This is a genomic window from Anabaenopsis sp. NIES-4685, assembly GCF_059725405.1.
On sequence record NZ_AP043602.1, the window covers coordinates 236,040 to 260,343 of the forward strand.

The window sequence follows — 24,304 nt, forward strand, 5'->3', positions numbered from 1 at the left end:
TCCAAGTAAGACGCACATAGCGCAAGGGTGATAAATCATGAGGGTGCAACCAAAAGTAATTATTCATGGGGGAGCTGGTAGTTCTCTCCAAGGTAAAGGAGGTTTAGAGTCCGTACGCCGTTCACTACATACCATAGTCGAGGCGGTTTATTCTCTACTACTGTCAGGCGCAACTGCATCTGAGGCGGTGTTGCAAGGTTGCAGAATGTTAGAAGATAACCCCCGCTTTAATGCTGGTACTGGTTCGGTACTGCAATCGGATGGTCAAATTCGGATGAGTGCTTCCTTGATGAATGGTGCATCGGGGCGCTTTAGTGGTGTAATTAATGTTTCACGGGTAAAAAATCCCATTGAGTTGGCACAATTTTTACAAAGTTCCCCAGACAGGGTACTGTCGGATTATGGGGCGGCGGAACTAGCACGGGAGTTACAAATTCCCAGTTATAATGCTTTAACTGATTTAAGATTACAAGAATGGATACAAGAACGCCAGGATAATTTTCAAAGCACTATGGCTGGTGTGGTGGCAGAACCGGAATTAGCCCCAAGTAGTAATGCAGGGCGGGGGACTATTGGCGTAGTAGTTTTAGATACTTATGGTTGTGTGGCTGCGGGTACTTCTACCGGCGGTAAAGGCTTTGAGCGCATTGGTAGAGTCAGTGATTCTGCTATGCCGGCTGGTAATTATGCTTCTAGTTATGCTGGGGTTAGCTGTACCGGTATTGGGGAGGATATTATTGATGAGTGTTTAGCCGCTAAGATTGTGGTGCGGGTAAATGATGGTATGTTGCTCAAGGATGCAATGCAGCGCTCCTTTACGGAGGCGAGTCAAAATCATCGGGATTTAGGGGCGATCGCACTGGATGCTACTGGGGTAATAGCATGGGGTAAAACCAGTCAAGTCTTACTTGCTGCCTATCATAATGGTGAGGCGATTGGTGATACTTTGGAATGGAATGATGGCCAGTTAATCGGTTATTGTTAAATTCGCCCCAAGGCTATTTAGTCCCCTCCCCTTGGGTTAGGGGCTCACAGGGGTAGGTTTTTAATATGATCTGTGAAGGGAAGACCACCGAAGACAAGGAAGGAAAGTGGACAACGAAGATTTTATACGGACAATGGTCTTTTAAGGGGCTATTTTTGTAACTAAGAATACAGACTTTGTACTGGTTTCCTCCCTTGTCACCTTGTCCACCTTGTCCACCTTGTCTTACCCTCACGACAATGTAAAAAACCTACCCTTGTAAGAGGGTTAGGGTGGGGTGAGACTTCAACTATGAATGAGTTGTAAAACCTGCGTTAATATTTCTGATTCTTCAACCATAGTGGCTAATTCTTCAGCTTCATAACGCCCTTCAAAGGCTTCTACGGATGCTTTTTTGAGTGCTATTTCATACCCTTGTTGGAGAATATCGCGCATTTGTGCATAGTTGAGATAATTACCCCCTGATTTGCGCCGCTGATTGATTTTTTTGATTTCCCGCACAGCATTGGCCATGGAAATCTCCCAAGAGCGAGTTAAACGTTTTTCTGCTTGCTGTTTAATTAAGTGGATGAGAAGAATAACCCCATAACTATCAATTTTATTGATTTTGTCGCTGAGGCTCATTTCTTCTAACTCATCCACCAGCAGTAAAGCTTGCTCAATTTTGCCTTGTTCTAGAAGTCGCCTGAGTTCTAGTAGTTCTTCCATGTTGAAGACGGGAATTTGGGCTACAATCTTAATCTAACTAATTTAGCCATCCTTTTTCATCTGCCAATCTGGTTTGACTACCTGACGACTACGAGCAATTACCAAGGAATTATCAGGAACATCTTCTGTAACAGTGGAACCCGCGGCTACGTAAACATCATCACCTAAAGTCACCGGTGCTACTAAAACACTATTAGAACCGGTTTTAGTGCGATCGCCTATGGTGGTATGATGTTTGTTCACACCGTCATAGTTAGCGGTAATTGTCCCAGCGCCAATATTGACTTGTTGACCGGTGGTTGTATCGCCTAAGTATGATAAATGTGCCGCATTAGTGCGATCGCCTAACTGAGTATTTTTCAATTCTACAAAATTACCGACCCGGCAATGACTACCTACCTCTGCATGACCGCGTAAATGAGCATAGGGACCAATCTTACTACCAGTCTGCACCACACTATCAGTAATTACCGAATACTGCACCCTGACATTTTCACCCAAGTGGCTATTTTCAATTAAACACCCAGGTCCAATGCGACTCCCGGTATTAATAAAAGTATGACCTCGCAGGTGGGTTTGAGGTTCAATAATCACATCTGCCTGTAACTCTACCGTATCATCAATAGTGATGCTGTGGGGGTCAATCAGGGTAACACCAGCAGTCATCCATTTTTCCTTGACTCGCCCTTGTAAAATTTCGTATGCTGTGGCTAATTGTAGGCGGTCATTAATGCCTAAAATTTCTTGGTAATCTTCCACATCCACAGCCATAACCTGACCCACTTGAGTCACAGCATCAGTGAGATAATATTCCTTCTGAGCATTATTTGCTTGTAGGTGGGGTAGAACCTGCTCTAATTCCGGCCAACTAAAACAATAAACCCCCGCATTAATGCGGCGATTTTGTCTTTGAGCAGCGGTACAGTCCTTATGTTCCACAATTTGCTGCACTATATTCTCACTATTACAAAAAACCCGCCCATAGCCTTGGGGTTCAGGGATGTGAGAAGTCAGGATAGTAGCGGCGTTATGATTGTCTTGGTGAGTTTGTAATAAGTTTTTGAGGGTCTGAGTGCGTAATAAAGGGACATCCCCATTTAAAACCAGCAAATCCCCAGTATAACCCTGTAAATGGGGTAGTAATTGCTGGATAGCGTGACCTGTCCCCAGCTGCTCGGTTTGTTCCACAAACTCTAAGATAGGGGATTTGATGGCGGTTTTCACTTCTTCACCCTGATACCCTACAATCACCATCCGTCGTGAGGGTAAAAGGGGTTCTACACTGTCAAGAACTCTTTGTACTAGCGATCGCCCCCCCAAATGGTGTAAAACCTTGGGTAAGTGTGATTTCATCCTTGTACCCCGTCCCGCCGCCAGAATTGCTACAACTACCATAATTTAGTTATCATAGATTTGGCCTCAAATCATACCAGCTTATCAATGTGATGTCATATAGCTGATGTGAGAATATTTTCCTGAAAACCAGCGTTTGCGCCAACTAGAAGTAGGTTCTAGGGGAGAAACTTCCTGTTCTTGGTTCCGTCGTCTGAGGATGACATCCGCAGCATCTATTAATTGTGGGTCGCGGTAAGGAACAGCAGCACGGGTTTGTAAATGCTCTTTTTCCGATTCACAAAGGGGAGGGAGACTATTCCCAGGATATGCCGCAATTGTACCAGGCGATCGCCTACCCACAGGAGGAGTAGAACCGATTTCTAACCCCGCAGCTAATAGCGCCGTGCGCACCGCAGCAGCACAAGAATAAGTTGCTAGCAAACCTTGGGGATGTAAACACCCAGCTACCTTGTGGATAAACTCCACAGTCCATAACTGAGGACACCGGGGAGGAGAAAAGGGGTCTAAAAAAATTGCATCAGCGAGAAACCCTGATTGATGTACCTGGGTAATTAAATTTCTCCCATCCCCAATCAGCAGTTTCCCCTGAAACCGACTTGTTTTCACTTGCTGCTCAACAGCCAATTGAGTTAAAATCGCCGTATACTCATAGTGCCAATTATCAAATAGCCCAAGGGCGATCGCCGCCTGTGGTACAGATGGATTCACTTCCAAGCCAATTAATTCTACATCACAATGGGGATTCACTGCCCAAATTGTCTGCAAAGCGGCGGCTGTGTTGTATCCTAGACCATAGCAAATATCTAAAATTCGCAAACTTGGTTTAACAGCAGAGGTTTCTAATCCAGTAGGAGCTACAAACTTTAAAAAACTTTCCTGTTTAGCTCCAAAATGGCTATGAAACAATTCACCAAACTCATCAGAGACAAAGGTGAATGAACCATCTGCTGTTACTTGTGGTTTAAATTCTTCTAAATTTGGCGTTGCACTTGTCATGAATAACACCCAAATTGCTGTTTCCCCTGCTTGGTTATTTGCACATCTTAACGATCCAGATATCGTTATTGTTGATTGTCGCTTTTCTCTGGCTCATCCACAACTGGGAAAACAACAATACCAAGCCACTCACATCCAGGGTTCCTATTACCTAGATTTAAATTTAGACCTTTCTAGTCCTGTCGGTCAACATGGCGGTAGACATCCTTTACCAAATGTCCATGATTTCGCCGATAAATTAGCAGCAATCGGGGTAAATTCTCACAAAACTTTAGTTGTAGCCTATGATGATTCCCGCTTCGCCTTTGCATCTCGTCTGTGGTGGTTATTACGCTACCTAGGACATCAGCAAGTAGTCGTATTAGATGGAGGGTTTACAGCATGGCAACAAGCTGGTTATCCTGTCACCGATATCATACCCCAACCCAGACCAGGACAGTTTGAACCAATGGTAAATCCGGACTTATTAGTAAACTATGAAACCGTCAAAACTCGCAAAGACCTACCCACAGTCACCTTAGTAGATTCCAGAGAAGGCGATCGCTATCGGGGGGAACGGGAGCCAATAGATAAAATTGCTGGTCACATTCCCGGTGCTGTTAACTATCCTTGGTTAGAAACCACCGACTCCTCCGGTTATCTACTTTCACCCTCACAGCAACGCCAAAGGTGGGAGAAACTAACAACCTCTCCAGAAATTATAGTTTATTGTGGTTCTGGTGTAACTGCTTGTGTAAATTTACTTTCCTTAGAACTAGCTAATATTCACAGCGGAAAACTTTATCCTGGTAGTTGGAGCGATTGGATTAGCTATGATTAGTTATTTACCCCCATCTTCAAAATCTGCCATGGCGTAAGCAAACTCACTAAAAGCTGTTTTAATTAACATCTCCTTCATACCTCTTTCTAACCGAGAGTCGCGGATGATATCTGCTAACTCCACAAACAGCAAAGAAAACATATAACGGTCTTGGCGCTCAACCTGTTTCAAACAAGATAAGATAAAACTATAAAGCTCTGTTTGTCGTGGTTTAGTTTGTTCGTCCCACATTTTCAAACCAAGGCGGAAGATTTTCAACCGAATTTCATTACTGTTAAAAGACGTATCTTTGTAGCGAACTGATACGCGCTGGGGGATGTCCATAAGTTTTAGAGATGGAGATTTGAGATAAGCTATTATTCATTTGTTTTTTGGTCAATCCGGACATTTTTGATGTAGAGATATAGAAATACCACATCTCCACATCAGATTATCTCCTATCCCTCATGAACTCAGAGAGTTTGTAGGGTTGGCTAAGTTAAAATCCGTCACCAAAGTCATCCTCAAATCCATCGCCAAAGCCGCCACGTCCGCCTCTTTCACGGAAGTAGGAACCACAACGGGGGACGATGACACGCCGAGGACAGCGTCGTCTTCCTCCACAGAGCAGCTGTTGCTCCTCTGTGGTCAATTCAACCATCAATTCTGGTGCGATGACTGCTAATGTCATAATTTTTTACCTCACTTACAAATTAGGCGGTAAAGATATCGCTACCTAACTACATAACTGTAAGAACTGCTGATGAATAATTCATAACACTCAAGGTATAACCTCTACTCTACCCAAAGACCAACCTATTCAAACACTTAGGTGTTTGACTAGTAGTTTATATGATCATGGGCGGGTAAGATGACCTGTTAATGGTTTGGGCATTTAGAATATAATGACAAAAGATTAAACGGTAGGTGATATCATGACTTATCAAAACATGATTACAATTGAACCAGGAAAACGCAGTGGTAAACCTTGCATTAGAAGAATGCGGATCACAGTGTACGATATTTTGGAATATTTAGCAGGTGGGATGACAGAAGCAGAAATTATCGCAGATTTTTCAGAACTGACATCTGAAGATATTAAAGCTTGTCTTGCTTTTGCTGCTGATAGAGAGAAAAAGTTATTTGTTGCATCTATATGAAATTGCCATTAGATGAAAATTTGTCAGACCGGATTTAAGATTCAGCACCAGAAAATAATTTTTTTAAAAATGCGTTTCCTGCATCTTGAAGATTGTCGTTAAGAGAAAAAGTGAGAGTACGTAACCTAATTTGTCCTTTATTTTCATGAATGTAATCAACATAATTATTTAATTCCGTGGGATAAACTAACACTGCTTCATAGCAATTTTTTAGCGCAGCATATCCTATTACTTGAGTTATATCTTTGGTAATAGATTTAGTATCTCCATTTTTATACTTAGTATCCAAAATGTATTGAGGAATTAGAGTTTCAGATTCATAGATAATTAAATCAGTTTGAAAATATATGTTTTTGTCTATAGTAATTCTTTCTTGATTCTTCAGGGTTAAATGTGGTGGTAAATTTTCTCTTAACCATTCTGCAACAAACATTTCATAGAGACGCGCCATATTTACCAAAAAGGGTAAACTTATGTTTTTTCCTTTTTCATGACTGGGGATAGTATTCTCTAAAAAGAATCGGCAAAGTTGATGTAATGTATAATAGTCATGATTCAGACGGTGGTAAATTCGCTCAATACAATCTTTTGCAGAACAACTTTCTAAAGATACCATTCCTTGCATAGCGTGATAAGCTTTTCTAACTATTTGTAATACTCTATCTGAACAGCAACCGCTATGGCCAATATGAAAAAGAGTCCAAAATAGAATTTGATTATCTATAATATCTGCCGTATATTGTTCATATTCACATTCTAATTTGACATCCCAAGGTTTTTTAATTACCTGGTTCAAATTTAACTTACCCCGCACATAATTCAATTTTTCTGTTTTGGGTACATAACTACGATATAAACCTTTGCGACAGTGTTTTATTATTTTTTCTGCTAAAATATAAGCTAGTTCATTATAGAAATCCTCTACATATTCACAATTTATTAAGCCTGGCAAGAAATTAAAACATTTTAAATTGTAAGCATATTCTAACATTCCAAATAAATTTTTAATTGGGACTTTAGGATTAATTTTTAAAGCAAAATCGGAATTTACAGGAATATAACCTACCCAACCCTTAGCAGTGAGTTTCCATTTATTACCAGTTTTAGGAGTGGGAAAATCTACATCTATTTCTTTTCTATATTTTAATAATGCAATTCCCCATTTCTCTAAAATATCAGAACGATTAAAATACTTAGATTGATATTCGGTTATTTCAATAATTTGTAAATTTGCTGAGTTCATATAGTTAACTTTTGCTTGATATTATCCCAGCGAAACTCATCTACTTTTTCCAAATTGTTAAAAAAGTATTCTTCTAAATAAGGTTCAATTTCTATCTTCCAAATATCTTCTATATTTTCCTGAAGTTTGTTATTTAAAAAGAAAGAAATACCAATTTCATAGTTTTTGTCATCAATTGTTTTATTTAATCCTTTTAACACATAAATTAATTTTTTAGCTAAATCTGAATTTTTATGATATTTTAGGATAACATCATAATTAGGATGCAGTTCAATAAATGCAAAGCGACGACGTAAAGCGTGATCAATTTGAGTAATAGATCGATCTGCTGTGTTCATTGTACCAATAATACAGACATTTTTAGGGATACCAAATCTATTACCACCAGCAAGAGAAATTTCTTGATCACGGTATTCTAGTAAATACATTAATTCACCAAAAACTTGTGGTAAATTTGCCCGGTTAATTTCATCTATTATCAGAACACAAATATTTTGAAGTGCTTCTGCTTTTTGGCAAAATTGCAAAAATATACCCGGAAGAAGTGGATATGTTAATTTACCATCTTCACTTTGAGGACGGATACCTTGAATGAAGTCTTCATAAGTGTATGCTGGATGGAATTGGACTAATTCATAAAAACCGTCACCTTCGCTGATGAGATGTTTTGCTAGCTTTTCAGCAATAAATGTTTTACCTGTTCCTGGCGAACCGTAGAATATAGCTTGTTTTTTACGACAAATTGAGCGTATCCACGATTGTATTTGTGTTTCTTCAAAACCAGTTGCTTCACTAATATTAGATAGAGTATATAGAGGATTTAATTTAATATTGGTATCCACTGGATTTACATTTTCTTGATTTGTATGTTGAAATTTATACTTTTTAAAAGTAATAAGCCATTGACAGAACATATCAAATAAATCATCATCTCGTAAAGCTGGTACACCAATTGGGTGCATATATTGAGATAATTCTTGAATCACATTCCGTCCTATATCATTAATTTGGGGATAATATGTAAGCTTTGCACCATAATTTTTATTTGCAAAATAATTAATTACTCTTCGTGATTTGTTATTTATTAATAAAAAATCATTCGGTTGTAATGCGTTTAAAATAGGAGTAAGCATACCCATTTGAAAACCTTTAGCACAGTTCAATTGCGAAAACTGTATACAATAATTTAATAGATCCTGTGGTTTAACCTTACAACAACGAACGAAATTAAAAATAGCAATAGCAATTTCATCGCAATCATCACTTTTAACCGAGTTTTCTCCCTCAAACCATTTTTTAGTATCTTTGTTGACAGATGCTGCAATATGAATCCAAGCACCTCTTTGACGATTATTGATTGTATTGCTGTGTGGTAAAAGTTGTAACAATACTAACTCTGTGATATTTTCACCTCTATCTGCTGCTGCTCTAATTATCTCAAAGTTACGACAAGCTTGTTGACGTTGCTCCGTGTATGATTTGATATGACTAATTCCATTTAGTGTATAGGGGTAAGAATTTATAAATTCTTGAAAAATTTCTATAAATTTAGATTTATAATTTAGTATCATAAATTATTTGGATTGGAAGAACTCAATAATTTATCTGGTATTAAAGACTCAAATAATTTAAATTCACTATCTTTTAAATAACGATAACTTTGTGGTGGTTGAAATCTGGGTATTCTGGCTCTTAGGGTTTCTAGTTCTATAGGATGATGTAGCTTGTTTACATTTTTAATAAAAATAGCAACTATTATTGATGCGGTATTGTAATATGTTTTGTATTCATTAGAGCTAATCCCAGCTAGATTTTTAATTATCTGCCAAAAATCATTAATATCTTTTGGATTAGCTAGAATTTCATTTTGAATTATCTTATCTACTTCAAATGTAGCAACTAAAGCTTTTGTAGGAGATGAAACATATACCAAAACTAAGTCATCATTTTTTAATCGAGTACGAACTCGACGGAGTTCGACTTTTTTAGTTCCGGATAATATCATCTCGGCGTATTTCGGTTTTATTGATAATAATAATATATTTTGATGCATAATAATTATATTAATTATTTAGTATTTTTTAGAAGCTAAAGTATAAATTTTAACAAAATGGTTATTTTGAATTTTAATCGGTGATGGTACTGTTGTCTTATTACCTAATACCTCTTGAACCTTTTTTAAGGGGATAGGATATTTCAGTAATTCTGTATTACTAAAACGAATTGCCATTATATCACCATTCTTATCTTGAGATATATTCATAATATTATCTAATTTGTAGACCCCCAATCTTTTAAAACGCTGATAAAGTTCCTTCGGTTTTCCAATAATGACTTCATCAATAAGTGAACAAGCTCTAATACACCCTACATCATAATATGAATTATTGTGACTTACGTACCAGAGAATTCTACTAGGAGCATTTAGTCCTGCAGAATTTTTAACTGTTCTATAATAAACAGCTTCACGATTGAATGCAAGTCCTATTTTTTGATTTTCTAATTCTAACAATCCAAATAAAGTTTGTTGAGCTAAATGTTCATCAAATAAATCCTGCGCCCATCTGGGTTGAATAGGAATAATAAAATTATTTATTTGCGAATCGATAATTTTGGCTGGGAAAAGAAATTTTTCAACATGTGCAGTTTGAATATCATTAAGCACTAAATCTGAATTAAGAGCATCAGCAATTTTTAAACAAAAACTATATTCATTAGGAAGAGAAATACCTAAATCATATAATATTTTTGATAAATATGATTTTTTCTCTGCAAGCGGTAAATTTATTTTCAACCATCCATTATTAACCCTAATAAAGTTATCTTCCTGAATAGCATTAATTATACTTTCATCTAAATTTTGGTCAGTAATTCTAGTAAATTGCTTACCTTTATTAGCTGACAGCAATATAGATTTAAAAATTATATGCCTTGCCAATGTAGCTGATAAAGGATTTTTACCAAACCTTAACAGGGGAATTTCTAACTCATTACTTTTGCTTTTGCTATAAACAAATAAAGCAATGGGTAACTCTTCTTTATTTAAGACAACATAAGTCTCAAACTTGTCTATTTCTGAAATAAATCTACTTAAAGATTGTCGAAATGCAGATGTTGTTTCTTTTGAAGAATCAAAAACAAAATGTTTAGTTAAGTCTTTTTCTTGTCCTCGTTGAACTGCAATTTTTGTCAATGGAGAACCAGCCAATCTTACAGGCTGATAATCAGGTTTATTGCGAAGTTCATCTAATTGATTTATTAATTCATGAGGGGTTAAGATAGATAGTTGAAAATTTTCATATACCTCATGTGCGATTGCTAATAAATTCTTACAATTGGTTATGAATAGATGAGAATCAGATGTGATTGCTCTGGCTAAATGCTGTAATTGAATATCGTCTATAAATATTGTTTTCGTTGATATTATTTTATGCAATTTTGCTTTTACTGTATCCAAAATTTGATTTTGGCATGGTAGACAAGTAAATCTTTTATTAGCAAGTTCAGTTTGTAGATTTCTTTCTTTATCGTCACTAATTAGACTGATATAATTAAAAATAACTTCGGTTATACAGAGTTCTAATTCTGCTGCTATCCAATCACTCAAAAGCAATTCTGTGTAGTCATTTTCCTCGTTATTATCTTGATATAAATTAATGTAGATATCTATATCTATAATTACACAGAGTTTAGACTCTAGTTCTTGTATAGTAACGGAAGAAAATAAATTAGTATGTCCATGATCTAACCACCAAAATCCTAGAGGTTTTCCAGCTTTATTTTTGCCGGGTTTATCGTATTTATAAACAAAACCTAGCCTCGACCACATAGATTGTAATCCATAATCGTGGCGACAACTTAAACAGATCCCGGTATATTTTTCTACAGTAATTCTTTTAAGTTCTTGAAGTAAAAGATCAGGAATACCTTGTCTTCTATATGATTGAGATATACAAAGATGAACAATCGTAATTCTGTCATAGGAATTACGATATAATAAATATCCAATACATTCACCTTCAGGGTTAATGGCTACAAGTATCTGACGTTTATTCGCACGTTCTACAAAGGCATCTTTAGGAAAGAATCCGAGAGTTGACCTATGAGAACTCCATAAATCTATTACAGCAGATAAATAAGGAGATTTTGCATCTATAGATGCTATTTTTATACTATTGTATTTTGTCATTTTTCACTCTCACTATTTGCAAGTAATTAAAAAGTTTATCTATAACTAATAGTTGAATTGGCTATATTTGGATGTGGTTCCTTTATGTCCTTCGTGTTTATCCCTGCGGGGCGCTGCGCGAACGTGGTTCATTCCCTATTTTCATCACTAATATATGTATCAATAATACCCAATTAACCATATTTAAGTTGAAAAAATTACAATTATTGATATCACAGCAACGCCGAAAATAAAAATCCCCTCCCAGCTTGCGGGGTGGGGTATTAATTGTCATCACCCAGGAAATATTACCGATTAGCCAAATATTGATACATTTGCCAACGGGCGTTAACTTCCCCTTGGGCTTGGTCTAACAACTGTTTAGCAAGTTCCGGGTGACTCTTGGTTAACATCTTGAAGCGATTTTCTTGATACATGGATGCTTCTACTGATTGGGTAGGCGATCGCATATCCAATTGCAGAGGATTTTTACCTTGAAGTTGCCAGTCTGGGTTATGGCGATACAACAACCATCTACCTGATTCTACCAGAGATTTCTGATGATTCATCCCTGTAGTCATATTAATGCCGTGGGCGATACAATGGCTGTAAGCAATAATCAATGAAGGACCATCAAAAGCCTCTGCTTCCAGAAAAGCCTTGAGGGTATGTTCATCTTTTGCACCCAAAGCCACACTAGCCACATAAACATTACCATAGGTCATAGCCATCAAACCTAAATCTTTTTTGGGTGCGGGTTTACCACTAGCAGCAAACTTCGCCACCGCGGCCTTGGGCGTGGCTTTCGATGATTGTCCCCCAGTGTTAGAATAAACTTCTGTATCCATGACCAAAATATTCACATTTCGCCCACTGGCTAACAGATGGTCAATACCGCCAAAATCAATATCATAAGCCCAACCGTCACCGCCCACAATCCAAACACTCTTCCTGACTAAATAGTCAGCTAGGGACTTGAGACTGTGAATTTGGGAGATGAGACGGGGGTCAGAAGTAGTAATTTGATCTAACTGTTGTTTGAGTAACTCTACCCTTTCCCGTTGTTCCCAGATTTCCGCCTCTGATGTTTGTGTAGCATTCAACAAAGAGCTAACAAGTTTTTCTTCCAGTTGACTTCCCAAACTTTGCAATAACTCCGCTGCAAATTCCGCCTGTTTATCCAAAGACAAACGGAAGCCAAAACCAAACTCGGCGTTATCTTCAAATAAACTATTAGACCATGCGGGTCCGCGTCCTTGAGCGTTGGTTGTCCAAGGAGTAGTAGGGAGGTTTCCCCCATAAATAGAAGAACAACCCGTCGCATTCGCAATCACCGCGCGATCGCCAAACAATTGTGTTAATAACTTTAAATAAGGTGTTTCACCACAACCCGCACAAGCACCGGAAAACTCAAACAGTGGTTCTTGTAGTTGTTGTTGGCGAATTTGGTTCACTTTTAACTGTCTGCGGTCAGGGTGAGGTAAACTCAAAAAGAAATCCCAGTTTTGCCGTTCTTGTTCCCGTAAAGGTAGCTGGGGAGCCATATTAATGGCTTTCTGGGACGGTTCAACCTTACTTTTAGCCGGGCAAATATGTACACAAATAGCACATCCTGTACAATCTTCTGGGGCGACCTGAATAGTAAATTTCTGCTGACTAAAACTCTTATCCTTAGCATCCACAGATTTAAAGCTACCCGGAGCATTAATTAACTCATCCGGTAGATAAACCTTAGCCCTAATAGCACTGTGGGGACAAACCATCACGCACTTACCACATTGTACGCAGATATCCGGTTCCCATACAGGTATATCTTCAGCAACGTTACGTTTTTCCCATTTAGCTGTACCAGTGGGAAAGGTTCCATCAGCAGGTAATGCACTTACAGGTAATTCATCACCACGCCAAGCCATGATTTCACCCAGGACATCCCGGACAAATTCCGGCGCACTGTCTAGTAATTCCAAGTTTTGGGTTTTGACCTGTGACTTTTGCACTGTTGGGGGTATATCAACTTTATGTAAGTTAGTCAGGGTGTTATCTACTGCTTGTAAGTTCTTCTGGACAACTTCCGACCCTTTCTTACCGTAGGTCTTTTTAATAGCTGTTTTAATTTTACTAATTGCTTCCTCTTGGGGTAACACACCTGCTAAGGCGAAAAAGCACACCTGCATAATAGTGTTAATTCTCCCACCCATACCACTGTCACGGGCGACTTGGTTGGCGTTAATAATGTATAATTTCAGTTGTTTACTGATAATTTCTTCCTGGATTTTGGGGGGTAGATGCTCCCAGACTGTATCCGCACTATAAGGACTATTCAGCAGTAAAGTTGCTCCCGGAATGGCAGCTTTTAACACATCTACCCGTTCCAAAAAGCCCCAATGATGACAACCAATAAAGTTAGCCTTGTCTATGAGGTAAGTGGAGCGAATTGGTACGGACCAAAGCGCAGGTGAGAAACTGTCATTGACCCAGACTTTTTGGAGTCGTAGACAAAGTAACCTTGGGCGTAGTTGTCGGTTTCTTCCCCAATGATTTTAATAGAGTTTTTGTTAGCACCTACTGTACCATCTGAACCTAAACCATAAAACATCGCCCTAACAACGTTATCTGCTTCCGTGGAGAAGTTGGGGTCAAAACTCAAAGATGTATGATTGACATCATCATTAATGCCAATGGTAAAGTGATTTTGCGGTTCTGCTTGAGCCAGATGATCAAAAATTCCCTTGACCATAGCTGGGGTAAATTCCTTGGAGGACAGACCATAACGACCACCGATCACTTTGAGTTTGTTTCCCCCAGTTTCATGAATGGCGGTGACTACATCTAAATATAAGGGTTCCCCCGCGCTCCCTGGTTCTTTGGTGCGGTCAAGGACGGCGATCGCCTCTACACTCTTAGGTAAGACCGCCATAAATCTTTCCACATCAAAGGGGCGATAGAGTCGCACTTTCACTACTCCCACCTTTTCCCCCGAGGCGTTAAGATAATCTACAGTTTCATGGACAGTTTCACAACCCGAACCCATGAGAATAATTACCCGTTGTGCATCCTCCGCACCGTGATATTCATAGATTTGGTAATATCTGCCTGTAATTTCCCCAAATTCATCCATGAGGCGTTGGACAATAGCAGGAGTTGTGTTATAATAGGGGTTAGCAGCTTCCCGGGACTGAAAGTAAATATCGGGATTCTGGGCTGTACCCCGCAATAGCGGACGGTCTGGGGTGAGGGCGCGGGCGCGATGGGCTAAAATTAGATTTTCTTTAATCAGCGATCGCAATTGTTCATCTGATAATAAATTGACTTTCTGCACTTCATGTGATGTGCGGAAACCATCAAAGAAGTGCATAAATGATACACGTGTTTCCAGAGTAGCAGCTTGGGCGATGAACGCAAAATCATGACTTTCCTGCACCGAAGCGGAACAAAACAGGGCGAAACCTGTAGCACGGGATGCCATGACATCACTATGATCACCGAAAATTGATAAAGCGTGGGTAGCCAAAGAACGTGCGGCGACATGAACCACAGTACTAGTTAATTCACCGGCGATTTTGTAGAGGTTAGGTATCATCAACAGCAACCCCTGGGAAGCGGTGAAAGTGGTACTCAAAGAACCCGTTTGTAACGCGCCATGTACAGCAGCAGCTGCGCCACCTTCACTCTGCATCTGGACGACGCTAGGAATAGTATTCCACAGGTTGGGACGGTTTGCAGCTGACCAAGCATCTGCCCATTCACCCATGGCTGAGGAGGGTGTGATAGGATAAATGGCAATTACTTCGTTTAATTTGTACGCAACACGCGCAACAGCTTCATTACCGTCAATGGTTGCAAAGTTCTGGTTCATGTGTGTTCTCTTTCTTTTGTGTGTAGCGATAGAGAATTTGGCAGATTTTATATGTATTTATCTATAATTTTGACTCTGTTGGGAATTCTATCATTTGCTAAATTTTGACATCTGTTGTAAATTAATTTTGTACTCACTCTTATCTGTGTGTGATGGTTGGGGTTTGGCGGTGTTGCTTATGAGTTTATGGGGTGGTGGTTCGGGTTTTTTAACGCAAAGGTACGCAAAGGTACGCGCAAAGGTACGCAAAGGTTTACCTGTTCTAGAAGTAGAATATATTTATGGCTGGTAGGGTGATAGTTAACCATCTGAATTTTAGCCTCAACATTAATCCCATAATCAACTAGAATGCTAATATAACAAGCATTTGCCGGTTAAATATCCCATGCTGGAGACTCTACAAACACGATTTTACGAACTAGAACAATTTGCCAACGGATTAGTATCTTCCCAACTTACCCACATCAGTCTACTAAGTATTGGCATAATTTTTGCAGCTGGTTTACTTACTAGTCTTACCCCCTGTATGCTTTCTATGCTCCCAATTACCATTGGTTACATTGGGGGTTATGAAGCTAAAGGCCGCTTACAAGCAGCAGCTCAATCTACATGGTTTGCTTTAGGTTTAGCGACTACCCTGGCAGGTTTAGGGATTGTAGCAGCTTTTGTTGGTAAAGTCTATGGTCAAGTGGGAATCGGTTTACCAATTATCGTCAGTATGATCGCCATTCTTATGGGGTTGAACTTACTAGAAGCATTACCCTTACAATTTCCATCTTTAGGCGAAACTAAGTGGATTTCCTCAGATTTACCAGCGGGGGTGCGGTCTTATTCCCTGGGTTTAACCTTTGGTTTGGTCGCGTCTCCTTGTAGTACTCCAGTTTTAGCCAGTTTACTGGGTTGGGTGGCTAGTACACAAGATTTAATTATGGGCGCTGTGTTGTTACTATCATACACAGCCGGCTATGTAGTACCTTTGATTTTAGCCGGTACTTTTACTGCTACTATCAAAAAGCTGCTGGAACTCCGGCGGTGGTCTGGTTGGATTAATCCAGTTAGTGGGGTGCTATTGGTGGGATTTGGTGTATTTTCTTTAATTTCGCGGTTTCCCTTGAGCAGTTTTTAAGCAATGACTATAGAAAATTCAGCATTTACAGCATCTTGGTGGTCAGTACCGGGGCGAATATTGCGCAGGGAGGTTTTACCTGTACTCACTAATTTACGCCTAGCGATCGCACTTTTACTATTAATTGCTGTTTTTAGCATTAGCGGTACAGTCATCGAACAAGGTCAGTCACCGGCATTTTATCAGACTAACTACCCCGAACATCCAGCTTTATTTGGTTTTTTAACTTGGAAAGTAATTCAAGTCGTGGGTTTAGACCATGTATATCGCACTTGGTGGTACTTGGGGTTACTGATTGTATTTGGTGCTAGTCTCACAGCTTGTACCTTCACCCGTCAACTACCAGCTTTAAAAACCGCTCGTCGGTGGAAATATTACCAAGAACCGCGACAATTTCAAAAGTTAGCCTTAAGTGCGGAATTAGATGATATTTCTGTGCAATCCTTAAAAGAAATCTTACACAAGCGCAAGTATACAATATTTCAAGAACCCGAAAAACAGGATATTCTTTACGCCCGCAAAGGAATTATTGGACGTATTGGACCTATTATCGTCCATGTGGGGATTGTCACCATCCTCCTGGGGGGAATTTTGGGAGCGATGACTGGATTTATTGCCCAAGAAATGATATCTAGTGGTGATACATTTCAAGTAAAAAACATTATAGACGCGGGACCATGGGCAAACTTCCAAAACCTCAAAGATTGGTCTGTGCGTGTAAATCGGTTTTGGATTGATTACACTCCCACCGGTGGAATTGACCAATTTTATTCCGATATGTCGGTAGTGAATAACCAGGGAGAAGAAATTGATCATCAAAAAATTTTCGTGAATCAACCCCTGCGCTACCATGGAGTCACATTTTATCAAACCGATTGGGGAATTTCCGCGATTCAGATTAAATTTAATAATAGCCCCATCTTTCAATTACCTATGGCTTCCTTAGACACAAAAGGTAAAGGAAGACTGTGGGGAAGTTGGATACCCACCAAACCAGACTTAAGTGAGGGGGTTTCCGTCATCGCCAAAGACTTGCAAGGAATGGTATTAATTTATGATTCCACAGGTAAACTAGTAGATACAGTCCGCACAGGAATGTCCACTAACATTAATGGCGTTAACTTAAAAATAGTCGATGTTATAGGTAGTACCGGATTACAAATCAAATCAGACCCTGGCATCCCCATAGTATACAGCGGATTTGCCCTATTAATGTTAGGCGCAACCATGAGTTATTTTTCCCATTCCCAAATTTGGGCATTAAAAACAAGCGATCGCCTGTATATTGGAGGTAAAACCAACCGAGCCCAAGTAGCATTTGAAAAAGAGATTTTAGAAATACTAGAAACCCTCTCATCCCCAGCAAAAACATAAAAGCAGACAGAGGAACCCTTTGCGTACCTCTGCGCTGACCTTTGCGTACCTTTGCGTTTAAACATCCTTCTGGTGACGCACTTCCACCACAGTATGGACATTACCACGGGGGGTAAAATCTGCCTTAATAGTCACTGCTAGCGGGTCACAAGCAGCCACAAAATCATCTAAAATTTGGTTAGCCGACTCTTCATGAGAAATATAGCGATCGCGGTAACTATTAATATAGAGCTTCAAAGCCTTTAACTCTACTACCCGTTGATCTGGGACATAGGTAATATAAATCGTAGCAAAATCAGGATAACCAGAAAAAGGACATTTACAAGTAAATTCTGGTAAAGTGATACTCACATCATATCGCCGACCCACACGGGGATTAGGAAAAGTAATTAATTGACCTTCTGCAATTTCCCGTTCTCCATACTTCATTTCTGACTGTGACTCAGATACCGTTTCCGATGAATAATTGTTCATACTTTCAAAGATATATAAATAATGGCTCTAATTTTCTTTTTCCCAATCAGGACAATTTTCATCATCCCACCCATGGGGATGCATAGCACAGACTAACAAATTACCACCGTAAACTTGACCGTGATAATTCTGACAACCTATACAAGCAGCATTCCTTTGTGGTGTTGCTTCTACTCCGTAGGGGAAACCAATATCTGTATCTATCATCACATCTTCCAGTTCCCAGTAAACCTCCAAAATAGGATCTGTTAGTTCCTGTAAATACTGGTCAATTTCCGTAGCTATATAATTTTGTACCTGATCAGATAATTCTTCGCTGACTTCAAAAAATCCATCTATCATGTCACTTACTTCCAGTAAAAAACGCTCTACTTCATCAGCTACAGTTTCCAGGATTTCCCCTAAGTTTTTTTGCCATTCTTCCATAAACCTACGCCCTTACTGAATGTCAACAGGACGTTTAGTGCTACCAGGCTTGCACCACTATAATACATCCTAGTCAATGTATATTATCAAATTTCTGCACTTAAGATTCCCGGTTTTCTGTGAAACTTCACTATCTCTGGTAAACCGGATGATTCATTTATCTTAACTCAAACAATAATACACCTAGTTTAAGTATCGCTAGTATTAAATACTACTCTTATTCGCTTTTTTGCAGTTTTTTCAACTGTTCTTGTAGTTGGAGAACTTGCTGACGCAGTTTATCAACATTATTTGCATCTTGGGAATCTTTGACAGTTTCCCCTTCATCTTCTTCTAAAATTTCAATGCGGCGGGGTTCAGAGGCTGGTTTTTGCTCCGGAGTTTCACTAGATTTCGGCGACTGTTGGGCTTGTTTCATCATATCTTCGACAAAACGCCGGACTTTCTTCCGTGTTCATTTCGCCCTTAGCCACCATGTCATCCGCCAGGTTCTGGATTTGCGATCGCAGTTCACCCAACTTACCCCCTGCTTTCTCAGTGGCGTAAGCAGCCAATCCTACACCCAAGTAAAAAGCTTTTTGAACAATATCTCCAAAACCAGGCATTGTTACTCAGCGCTGCTAAAAAATAGGGCGACCCGGATAATACGCCTACTATAAGCATCCCGTATTGCTGCTACCTTCCGGTCCTGACAAGATTTGGGCGTTACAGTCGCGTATGTCCAGGTCTACGACTACTATAACACTAAAATACCCAAAGTGTGTGTTATTCCACAACAATTTTCCATTCATAAAGCTGATAAGTCACACAGCCATGCTGCACCAATGGGTCACGAGCCACAATGGACTCTGCTTCATCCCTAGAGTCCGCCTCAAACAGTAACATCCCGCCCCTGTCTTCTACCCAATAGCCTGTGCGGGCTTTGTGTCCTTGAGCAATCAAATCCTCAACATAGGCTCTATGGGCGGGGACATATTGGTCAAAGGTGGATTTATCAACTTTACCGGCTTCAATTTTCACAAACAAAGGCATTTAATTAGTACCTCGTAATTTTTTGTATCTGATTGTGAAGTAAAGTTACCTCAAAACTAGCTCATTCATCCGCAAGACTCGATATTTTTTCTTGATCCGGGAAAGACTGGTAAAATCTACCCAGAGAATTGAGAATAAAATACCATGAGTACAACTAAAGGTGCTGATGCCATCGATGAAGCGATCGCCCAGGGAATTGATTTTGATGGTTCCCCCATTCCCCCAGAAAAACTAGAACTGTATAATCAGGTGATGGGATTAGAGGCCAATAGACAACGCAGTGGTGTATCGAATACCATGCGATCGCGGATTGTGCGCATTGGCGCTAAACACATTCCACAACCAGAACTAGATCAAATGCTGGTAGAAGCAGGTTTTGCGCCCCTCAAACCCAAAGAAATCGCTTTTTTCTACGCCGGTAAATAAGTTAACATACAAAAAAAGACAGGCATTTTGCCTGTCCTCACACTCATTGATTTAGCAAAGAATTTAGAAATTAAGTTCAGCAGCTTGGACTTTTTCCACTTGCTTCTTCTTGAGCACAAGCATAACTTGAGCTAACATCACAAGAGCAATGAAGGCAATCAATCCTTGAACCCTTGCGGAATTTTGCAATACAATTTCTACATCTTTCTGACCAAATCCACCCACATTGGGGTTATTAGTCAAAGCATCACCAGCAGTAACAGATTGTCCTTCGGAAACAATCAATTCTGGACCGGGGGGAATGGTATCAATAACGGTATCGCCAGATTCTGTTTGGATGTTAACTAGATATTTGGCACTACCATATTCATCTTCTTGTTTCGCAATCTGAGTAATTGTACCAGTAGCGGAAGCATTGTAAATGGTATTATTGCTCTTTTCGCCAGTAGGATAAACTTGTCCACGTCCACGGTTTGCGCCTAGGTGAACTGAATATTTACCGAAGTGAATATTTTTATCGGTAGCTGGGTTAGGAGAAAGAACTGGGAAGACGATTTCTTGATACTGTTCACCGGGGATGGTCCTACAAGCAGCACATTCTCCTGGTCTTCAGTGTAGGGTTGGAAGTAAACATCACCTACTTCCTCTTTAAGTTCCTCAGGAATGCGGTCTGCTGGTGCAATTTTGAACCCTTCGGGTAACATCAGTACAGCGCCGACATTCAAGCCAACTTTAGAACCATCAGCCCCAACCTGTTGCACGCTGGTATCATAGGGGATTTTCACCACTGCTTTAAACACAGTATCAGGTAGAACTGATTGAGGAACTTCTACTTCTGCTGGTTTAGCTGCTAGGTGACAGTTAGCGCAAACAATCCGCCCTGTCGGTTCCCGGGGAGTTTCAGGATAGGTTTGTTGAGCCCAAAAGGGATAAGCGGCAGCGCTTTGAGGTAAGGCTAGATCGCTAGTCAAGTAAAATGTCAAGGTAGCGATCGCTATGAGCAATGTTTTGACCATTGCTTTAGCAGTGCGAGTCACACTCGCTGTGGTACAGGCATTTCTCATCTCTATAAGGACAATGATTCTCTGGTTAACTGGTCATTGGTGATTAGTCGCGGCACTTAATTAAGACCACCAAGGTTCTTCACCGGTACGGAAGTCGGTTTCAGTCCAAGGGGTCAAGACGATTTTGTCATCTTCTGCTTTGGCGTGTGCGAGAGCCAAAGATAGCGGTGCTGGGCCTCTGACCACCTTACCAGTTGCATCGTACTGGGAACCGTGACAAGGACACTTAAACTTGTTCTCTGCTACATTCCAGGGAACAACACAGCCTAAGTGTGTGCAGATAGCATTAATACCGTAATCAGCAATAGCTTCTTTGCTTTCTACCACAATATAGGTGGGGTCTCCCTTGAGTCCTTGAACTAAGGGGCGATCGCCTACGTTATGGCTTTCCAGAAACTTACTTACACTAACATTATTACCCAACTCGTCTTTTGCTGTGGTACCGCCACCCGCGCCACCGCTGGCAGGTGGAACAAAGTACTTGACTACAGGGTACAATGCACCCAGAGCCACACCAGTTACAGTTCCAAAAGTCAACAGATTCATGAACTGACGACGCCCCATATCGGGTACGTCCATTGATTCAGAAAATTGAGCCATAATCTACGCGCTCTTTGTGTATTTTGTTCATCATGCTTACAAGAGTACCAACACTTGAGCAACTCCTGTTTAAGTCGAAATGCCAAGGACTACAATGATGCTAAATTTCTTTATTTCAAGATATATTGAGCATCTGTTCTCTTAGCATTACATTTATTAAACTAAGCCGGTCAGTCACCCAACCGACTCGTCTACAAAACCGTACGTGAGATTTTCACCTCATACGGCTCCTCAGCAATATGGTTCTTGTCATGAATACCTGCAAGACTTCCATCACTGGCTGTCTTTCTGTCGTGGCAATGTCTGTGTAATAGTTGTAAATTTTTATATTCATCTTTTCCACCTCTGGAGATGGGTAAGATGTGGTCTACTTCCATTACATCACCGTCCCTAAAGTAATGCCCACATTCTGGACATTTACCCTTTTGCCTTTTGAGTAGTGTCGATACTCTTTTGTTGGCTTCGGGATGGTTTGTCATTCTTGAACTCCAGTACACCCAATCACCATCAAATGGTGAGGCATTGCCTTTAACCTTGACGTGACGTACAATGGGAGTTTGTGGGTGTCTATACAGTTTGATGAATTTATCCTCCATCTTAACTGCAAATTCCCAGTTATTATCCCCAATCGTGTGCCAGTATTTATTGGCTATCCATTTGTTGGTTTTATTGGGGTGTCGGTGCTTTGCCCATCTGTAGAGTCGTTGATAAACCTGACTAAAAATTTTACTAAAGACTTCTTTACTTACTACGGATGAGTAGTAGTTACTCCATCCCCTGATTATGGGGTTAAGTTTACTTATCAATCCCAATTGTGGTGATGGTAAGTTTCTTTTAATGGTAGTAGAAATCTTTTCGTAATGATTCTTAACAGATTTCTTGGATGGGGTGATGATGGTTTTAAATCCTAGTATTTCCTTTTTTGAGTTCAATCCTGAGTTGTATTTACCAACCGGGTGTTGCCTCACATTGAATCCAAGGAAATCAAATCCTGGTTTTTCTGATTGGTGTTCATACAAAGTATGAGCCAATCTGGTCTTACTAGGTTTTAATTCCAGTCCCATTTCACTTAGCCATTTAACTAAGATTTCCTTGCATTGTTCAATAACTGTTAGATTTTCATGTAGAATGACAAAATCATCTGCATATCTGATGATTGATATTGCTTCCGCCTTTTGTGTTTTACTTCTACCTTTACCAGGTAGTTTGGATACAAAATCTTTGATGATTTCTTCCATTCCATGTAAGGCTATATTTGCCAAAAGAGGTGATATGACTCCACCTTGTGGTGTGCCTTCCTCTGTAGGAAACATGACTTTGTTATCAACCACACCTGCTTTTAACCACGCTTTGATTTGACGACGTAGTTTAGGGTAAGTGTTCAGTTTCTTTAACAATGCTTGATGGTTAATCTTGTCAAAACACTTAGCAATATCAGCATCTAATACAAATTTGGGTTTGTATCTGATAGCGTTGAATATTGCCTCTATGGCATCGTGACATGAGCGTCCTGGTCTGAAACCGTATGAATTAGGTTCAAAATTTGCTTCCCATTCTGGTTCTAATGCCAGTTTGACAAGCGTCTGTTGCGCCCTATCATACATTGTAGGTATTCCTAGTGGTCTTTTTTCATCCCTTCCAGGTTTGTCTATCCAAACTCTCCTGGTTGGTTTGGGTTTAGACCCTAGTTTTAACTCATCTACCAATTCCAGTCTTTCGCTGGGTGATAAAGCTTTCACTCCATCAACCCCGGCGGTTTTCTTTCCTTGATTATCTTGAGTTACCCTACGTGCAGCCAAAGCTTTAGCTGACCAAGATTTCATCAGCATCTTTTGGAGTCCACGAACCACCTTGACATCACCACGGGCTGAGGCTTGATAAATTCGTTTTTGGATTTTGTAAACACGACGTTCTAACTGTTTCCAGTTAATCGTGTTCCATTCTACCGTAGTCTTTACACTCGTTTTAGACATGACTCCTACTTGAGACTTTATCATCCATATCACCGTGAATCTGTCAGCATATCTTAGGCATTACCCTAAGCGTTCGCTTCTGACTCAATCTTTCCCACTTGCAGCATCCGGTTAGCACCTACTTTTAGATTCGACCTTCTAAAAGAGCTAACAAGGGGTTACTTCGTTCCGTGTGTCCATTCTATGTACCTTTAGAGTGATGCTATACGCCGGGTTTTTCGGAAGTGCTTAACGGTCTAAAAAAGAATAGCCGTTTCCTTATCCTTTACCTTTTGGTTCCAGCCTGTCAGCCTGATTTGGCTGGTTTGACAGTAACGACGTTTCAGACACATCTTAGGAAATCTTACTCATGGGTACTTTGCTCGACGTGTACCAGGTTAGGCTCCCAGTAAGAACGCCTTTTCCTCCTGCTTTACAGATTGATGGCTAGTCGCTACCGTAAGGAGGATGCTGTCACCCTTGCACCTAGGGGGTGGGATTCTCACCCACATGAACACACAGTTACAAGAGTCTGGCTTTACCCAGTCTTGCCTCTCAT

20 protein-coding genes, 1 other RNA gene and 3 pseudogenes are annotated in these 24,304 nt (G+C 40.0%); 6 read left to right on the top strand and 18 right to left on the bottom strand.

Annotated features, from left to right (window positions below):
* Window positions 1–37: 37 nt before the first annotated feature.
* The gene (locus tag AC6IZ0_RS01110; RefSeq protein WP_271732330.1) at window positions 38–985 is read left to right on the top strand and encodes an isoaspartyl peptidase/L-asparaginase; all 948 of its coding nucleotides are present in this window, start codon (window positions 38–40) and stop codon (window positions 983–985) included.
* Window positions 986–1,270: 285 nt separating this feature from the next.
* On the opposite strand, the gene AC6IZ0_RS01115 is transcribed toward AC6IZ0_RS01110, so the two are convergent.
* From AC6IZ0_RS01115 to AC6IZ0_RS01125, 3 genes are read right to left on the bottom strand one after another with little or no spacing between them, the layout of a single operon-like run.
* Window positions 1,271–1,693 carry a DUF29 family protein gene (locus AC6IZ0_RS01115; RefSeq protein ID WP_497724750.1) on the bottom strand — a complete coding sequence of 141 codons (423 nt, stop codon included), beginning with the start codon at window positions 1,691–1,693 and terminating at the stop codon, window positions 1,271–1,273.
* 42 nt (window positions 1,694–1,735) lie between these two features.
* Window positions 1,736–3,088, bottom strand: a complete 1,353-nt coding sequence (glmU, locus tag AC6IZ0_RS01120; protein ID WP_497724752.1) for a bifunctional UDP-N-acetylglucosamine diphosphorylase/glucosamine-1-phosphate N-acetyltransferase GlmU — start codon at window positions 3,086–3,088, stop codon at window positions 1,736–1,738.
* A 42-nt stretch (window positions 3,089–3,130) separates the two neighbouring features.
* Window positions 3,131–4,045: a tRNA (5-methylaminomethyl-2-thiouridine)(34)-methyltransferase MnmD gene (locus AC6IZ0_RS01125; RefSeq protein ID WP_497724753.1), complete on the bottom strand. Its 915-nt coding sequence runs from the start codon at window positions 4,043–4,045 to the stop codon at window positions 3,131–3,133.
* Here AC6IZ0_RS01125 and AC6IZ0_RS01130 point away from each other — a divergent pair.
* Complete coding sequence (locus AC6IZ0_RS01130; RefSeq protein WP_497724754.1) at window positions 4,044–4,865, top strand: sulfurtransferase; 822 nt, start codon at window positions 4,044–4,046, stop codon at window positions 4,863–4,865. The two genes, AC6IZ0_RS01125 and AC6IZ0_RS01130, sit on opposite strands and share 2 nt — an antisense overlap.
* On the opposite strand, the gene AC6IZ0_RS01135 is transcribed toward AC6IZ0_RS01130, so the two are convergent.
* Together AC6IZ0_RS01135 and AC6IZ0_RS01140 are read right to left on the bottom strand one after the other, a co-directional pair.
* Window positions 4,866–5,189: a hypothetical protein gene (locus AC6IZ0_RS01135; RefSeq protein WP_497724756.1), complete on the bottom strand. Its 324-nt coding sequence runs from the start codon at window positions 5,187–5,189 to the stop codon at window positions 4,866–4,868.
* A 154-nt stretch (window positions 5,190–5,343) separates the two neighbouring features.
* Window positions 5,344–5,535, bottom strand: a complete 192-nt coding sequence (locus AC6IZ0_RS01140; protein ID WP_497724757.1) for a hypothetical protein — start codon at window positions 5,533–5,535, stop codon at window positions 5,344–5,346.
* 244 nt (window positions 5,536–5,779) lie between these two features.
* Between AC6IZ0_RS01140 and AC6IZ0_RS01145 the strand changes: the two genes are divergently transcribed.
* Complete coding sequence (locus AC6IZ0_RS01145; protein WP_497724758.1) at window positions 5,780–6,004, top strand: DUF433 domain-containing protein; 225 nt, start codon at window positions 5,780–5,782, stop codon at window positions 6,002–6,004.
* A 34-nt stretch (window positions 6,005–6,038) separates the two neighbouring features.
* Here AC6IZ0_RS01145 and AC6IZ0_RS01150 read toward each other — a convergent pair whose 3' ends face one another.
* The 5 genes and pseudogenes from AC6IZ0_RS01150 to nifJ form a co-directional block, all read right to left on the bottom strand.
* Entirely contained in the window at window positions 6,039–7,247 is a 1,209-nt protein-coding gene (locus tag AC6IZ0_RS01150) for an McrC family protein (protein WP_497724759.1), read from the bottom strand.
* Window positions 7,244–8,818 (bottom strand): McrB family protein, encoded by a 1,575-nt coding sequence (locus tag AC6IZ0_RS01155; protein WP_497724760.1) that lies wholly within the window; start codon window positions 8,816–8,818, stop codon window positions 7,244–7,246. Before AC6IZ0_RS01155 ends, AC6IZ0_RS01150 begins: the two co-directional genes overlap by 4 nt.
* Entirely contained in the window at window positions 8,815–9,300 is a 486-nt protein-coding gene (locus AC6IZ0_RS01160; RefSeq protein WP_497724761.1) for an ASCH domain-containing protein, read from the bottom strand. The genes AC6IZ0_RS01155 and AC6IZ0_RS01160 overlap by 4 nt, the downstream gene beginning before the upstream one ends.
* A gap of 18 nt (window positions 9,301–9,318) precedes the next feature.
* Window positions 9,319–11,436, bottom strand: coding sequence for a GNAT family N-acetyltransferase (locus AC6IZ0_RS01165; protein WP_497724762.1), 2,118 nt, complete (start codon window positions 11,434–11,436; stop codon window positions 9,319–9,321).
* 287 nt (window positions 11,437–11,723) lie between these two features.
* Window positions 11,724–15,271: pseudogene (gene nifJ, locus AC6IZ0_RS01170) on the bottom strand (pyruvate:ferredoxin (flavodoxin) oxidoreductase).
* A gap of 385 nt (window positions 15,272–15,656) precedes the next feature.
* On the opposite strand from nifJ, the gene AC6IZ0_RS01175 reads away from it, so the two are divergent.
* Window positions 15,657–16,397, top strand: a complete 741-nt coding sequence (locus AC6IZ0_RS01175) for a cytochrome c biogenesis protein CcdA (RefSeq protein ID WP_497724764.1) — start codon at window positions 15,657–15,659, stop codon at window positions 16,395–16,397.
* A 3-nt stretch (window positions 16,398–16,400) separates the two neighbouring features.
* Window positions 16,401–17,771 (top strand): cytochrome c biogenesis protein, encoded by a 1,371-nt coding sequence (locus tag AC6IZ0_RS01180; protein WP_497724766.1) that lies wholly within the window; start codon window positions 16,401–16,403, stop codon window positions 17,769–17,771.
* A 57-nt stretch (window positions 17,772–17,828) separates the two neighbouring features.
* Here AC6IZ0_RS01180 and queF read toward each other — a convergent pair whose 3' ends face one another.
* The 5 genes and pseudogenes from queF to AC6IZ0_RS01205 form a co-directional block, all read right to left on the bottom strand.
* Window positions 17,829–18,245, bottom strand: coding sequence for a preQ(1) synthase (gene queF / locus AC6IZ0_RS01185; RefSeq protein ID WP_271732352.1), 417 nt, complete (start codon window positions 18,243–18,245; stop codon window positions 17,829–17,831).
* Between the two features lie 27 nt (window positions 18,246–18,272).
* Entirely contained in the window at window positions 18,273–18,671 is a 399-nt protein-coding gene (locus tag AC6IZ0_RS01190) for a hypothetical protein (protein ID WP_271732354.1), read from the bottom strand.
* Between the two features lie 217 nt (window positions 18,672–18,888).
* Window positions 18,889–19,276 (bottom strand): annotated as a pseudogene (locus AC6IZ0_RS01195) (phasin family protein).
* Window positions 19,277–19,302: 26 nt separating this feature from the next.
* An RNA gene (gene ffs / locus AC6IZ0_RS01200) (signal recognition particle sRNA small type) lies at window positions 19,303–19,399 on the bottom strand.
* Between the two features lie 37 nt (window positions 19,400–19,436).
* Window positions 19,437–19,703, bottom strand: a complete 267-nt coding sequence (locus AC6IZ0_RS01205; protein ID WP_497724768.1) for a YciI family protein — start codon at window positions 19,701–19,703, stop codon at window positions 19,437–19,439.
* Between the two features lie 144 nt (window positions 19,704–19,847).
* On the opposite strand from AC6IZ0_RS01205, the gene AC6IZ0_RS01210 reads away from it, so the two are divergent.
* Complete coding sequence (locus AC6IZ0_RS01210) at window positions 19,848–20,129, top strand: small RNA NsiR4-regulated ssr1528 family protein (RefSeq protein WP_271732358.1); 282 nt, start codon at window positions 19,848–19,850, stop codon at window positions 20,127–20,129.
* Window positions 20,130–20,192: 63 nt separating this feature from the next.
* Here the strand turns inward: AC6IZ0_RS01210 and petA are convergent.
* The 3 genes and pseudogenes from petA to ltrA form a co-directional block, all read right to left on the bottom strand.
* Window positions 20,193–21,193, bottom strand: a pseudogene (petA, locus tag AC6IZ0_RS01215) (cytochrome f).
* Between the two features lie 60 nt (window positions 21,194–21,253).
* Entirely contained in the window at window positions 21,254–21,793 is a 540-nt protein-coding gene (gene petC, locus AC6IZ0_RS01220; RefSeq protein ID WP_271732361.1) for a cytochrome b6-f complex iron-sulfur subunit, read from the bottom strand.
* A gap of 191 nt (window positions 21,794–21,984) precedes the next feature.
* The gene (gene ltrA / locus AC6IZ0_RS01225) at window positions 21,985–23,766 is read right to left on the bottom strand and encodes a group II intron reverse transcriptase/maturase (protein WP_497724769.1); all 1,782 of its coding nucleotides are present in this window, start codon (window positions 23,764–23,766) and stop codon (window positions 21,985–21,987) included.
* Between the last annotated feature and the right edge of the window lie 538 nt (window positions 23,767–24,304).

Coding starts and splice junctions, on each gene's coding strand:
- AC6IZ0_RS01110 (WP_271732330.1), top strand. CDS start 38: ATGAGGGTGCAACCAAAAGTAATTATTCATGGGGGAGCTGGTAGTTCT.
- AC6IZ0_RS01115 (WP_497724750.1), bottom strand. CDS start 1,693: ATGGAAGAACTACTAGAACTCAGGCGACTTCTAGAACAAGGCAAAATT.
- glmU (WP_497724752.1), bottom strand. CDS start 3,088: ATGGTAGTTGTAGCAATTCTGGCGGCGGGACGGGGTACAAGGATGAAA.
- AC6IZ0_RS01130 (WP_497724754.1), top strand. CDS start 4,044: ATGAATAACACCCAAATTGCTGTTTCCCCTGCTTGGTTATTTGCACAT.
- AC6IZ0_RS01125 (WP_497724753.1), bottom strand. CDS start 4,045: ATGACAAGTGCAACGCCAAATTTAGAAGAATTTAAACCACAAGTAACA.
- AC6IZ0_RS01135 (WP_497724756.1), bottom strand. CDS start 5,189: ATGGACATCCCCCAGCGCGTATCAGTTCGCTACAAAGATACGTCTTTT.
- AC6IZ0_RS01140 (WP_497724757.1), bottom strand. CDS start 5,535: ATGACATTAGCAGTCATCGCACCAGAATTGATGGTTGAATTGACCACA.
- AC6IZ0_RS01145 (WP_497724758.1), top strand. CDS start 5,780: ATGACTTATCAAAACATGATTACAATTGAACCAGGAAAACGCAGTGGT.
- AC6IZ0_RS01150 (WP_497724759.1), bottom strand. CDS start 7,247: ATGAACTCAGCAAATTTACAAATTATTGAAATAACCGAATATCAATCT.
- AC6IZ0_RS01155 (WP_497724760.1), bottom strand. CDS start 8,818: ATGATACTAAATTATAAATCTAAATTTATAGAAATTTTTCAAGAATTT.
- AC6IZ0_RS01160 (WP_497724761.1), bottom strand. CDS start 9,300: ATGCATCAAAATATATTATTATTATCAATAAAACCGAAATACGCCGAG.
- AC6IZ0_RS01165 (WP_497724762.1), bottom strand. CDS start 11,436: ATGACAAAATACAATAGTATAAAAATAGCATCTATAGATGCAAAATCT.
- AC6IZ0_RS01175 (WP_497724764.1), top strand. CDS start 15,657: ATGCTGGAGACTCTACAAACACGATTTTACGAACTAGAACAATTTGCC.
- AC6IZ0_RS01180 (WP_497724766.1), top strand. CDS start 16,401: ATGACTATAGAAAATTCAGCATTTACAGCATCTTGGTGGTCAGTACCG.
- queF (WP_271732352.1), bottom strand. CDS start 18,245: ATGAACAATTATTCATCGGAAACGGTATCTGAGTCACAGTCAGAAATG.
- AC6IZ0_RS01190 (WP_271732354.1), bottom strand. CDS start 18,671: ATGGAAGAATGGCAAAAAAACTTAGGGGAAATCCTGGAAACTGTAGCT.
- AC6IZ0_RS01205 (WP_497724768.1), bottom strand. CDS start 19,703: ATGCCTTTGTTTGTGAAAATTGAAGCCGGTAAAGTTGATAAATCCACC.
- AC6IZ0_RS01210 (WP_271732358.1), top strand. CDS start 19,848: ATGAGTACAACTAAAGGTGCTGATGCCATCGATGAAGCGATCGCCCAG.
- petC (WP_271732361.1), bottom strand. CDS start 21,793: ATGGCTCAATTTTCTGAATCAATGGACGTACCCGATATGGGGCGTCGT.
- ltrA (WP_497724769.1), bottom strand. CDS start 23,766: ATGTCTAAAACGAGTGTAAAGACTACGGTAGAATGGAACACGATTAAC.